The organism is Streptomyces sp. W16 (genome assembly GCF_033194735.1).
Classification (GTDB): domain Bacteria; phylum Actinomycetota; class Actinomycetes; order Streptomycetales; family Streptomycetaceae; genus Streptomyces.
Window position 1 is genome coordinate 1 of sequence record NZ_JAWOAI010001063.1, and the last position, 1,453, is coordinate 1,453.

General features: G+C 72.9%; 2 protein-coding genes and 1 pseudogene. 1 reads left to right on the forward strand and 2 read right to left on the reverse strand.

The genetic code is table 11. The annotated features are described in order from the left end of the window. On the forward strand, nucleotides 1–683 hold a 683-nt coding region (locus R6V09_RS53065), incomplete at its 5' end, for an O-antigen ligase family protein (protein WP_317888545.1). A gap of 14 nt (nucleotides 684–697) precedes the next feature. On the opposite strand, the gene R6V09_RS53070 is transcribed toward R6V09_RS53065, so the two are convergent. Beyond that, nucleotides 698–1,243: a hypothetical protein gene (locus R6V09_RS53070; RefSeq protein ID WP_317888546.1), complete on the reverse strand. Its 546-nt coding sequence runs from the start codon at nucleotides 1,241–1,243 to the stop codon at nucleotides 698–700. A 106-nt stretch (nucleotides 1,244–1,349) separates the two neighbouring features. Continuing rightward, nucleotides 1,350–1,453: pseudogene (locus R6V09_RS53075) on the reverse strand (glutamate racemase); the annotation flags it as partial.

Genomic DNA, 1,453 nt, shown 5'->3' on the forward strand with positions numbered 1-1,453 from the left:
GGCTCGCGCTGCGGCTGCTGGCCGCCGGGATCACGGTCACCGCGCTCGTCCTGGGCTCGGTCTCGGGGTTCGCCACGTGTACGGCGGTGTTGTTGTGCTCGTTCGCCGCCGGCCGGATGCGACACCTCGGTCTCGGTGTCGTGGGCCTGGGCCTGGCCGCGGCGCTGGTGGCCGGGGCGACCTGGGCCATCGCCGGAAACGTGCTGCCGGACGGGCTCACCGAGTCCCTGGAGGGCCAGCTGAGCCCGCACCGGGTTCAGTTGTGGCAGGACGCCCTGCACATGGCGCATCAGGATTCCGCCCTGGGGGTGGGGCCCGGGCGCTTCGGGGAGCTGAGCGGCGCGGCGGCCGAGGCCCTGCTGCCGGACGGGAAGCCGCACTCGGCGCCGTTCCAGATGGCGGCCGAGCAGGGGATCGTCGGCGTGCTGCTGCTGGCGGCGGCCTTCTGCTGGGTGCTCCACGCTTTGTGGCGCACGCCGCGCTCCATCCCGATCACGCTCACCGCGGGGGCCGCGCTGACAGGGCTCGCGGTCATCGCCTCGGTCGGCAACGCGCTCAGTTTCACCACGGTCACGGCCGGCGCGGGTTTCCTCGCCGGGCTGGCCACGGCCCACCCGATCACCGACGGCGCCTCACGCACCGTCCCGGACGCACGCGCGCGTGGCGATCGCTTTGCACCCTGAGGGCAGGGGTGACGTCAGTGCACCGCGCCGGGCGTGGGCGGCACCAGCCGGTCCGTGATGATCCGTACGGCCGCCTCCGCGTTGTCCACGGTGATGGTGAACGTGTGCCCGTCCCACAGCTGCAGCACGATGCCCTCGCCACGCCGTACGACGACGGCGGTGCCCTTCTCGGGCCGCCAGCGGTAGCCCCAGCCGCCCCACTGGCGCGGGGTGACGTACGGGGCGAACTCGGCGCCCGCGACGCTCGCGAGGGGGATGCGGCGGCGCGGCACACCGATGTGACCGCAGCGCACTTCGAGGGTCTCCGTGTCGACCTTCAGGGCGACGTGCACGAAGGCGAGCGTGCCGAAAAGCATCAGCAGTCCGGCCGCGATACACCCGACGACGGACATGGCGAGCGGGGCGATGCCGGACGTCCAGGCGGAGTCCACGGCCAGCTCGATGCCGAGCGCCATGCAGGCGGCACCGGCGAGCGCCAGCAGCCACTGGAACCGGTTGGTGGCGCGTCCGGTCCAGATCTCGGTCTGCGGGATGGTTTCGTCGCGGGGGTGGTCCCTCATGCCTACGAGACTACTCAGGTTTCGCTGCGCGGGTACCGCGTTGCGGAGGGTGACCGTTTTGCGCGACGACAGGGTGGACGCACAGCGTCCGCTTCGTCGCCGGTGGTCAGTGGGCGGGGGTGACGGCCCGCAGCAGCCGGCCTTCCGCGTAGGCCGCCGCCTCGACGGGCAGCGGGCCCTCACGACCGCTCAGCAGCACCGTCAGGGTGC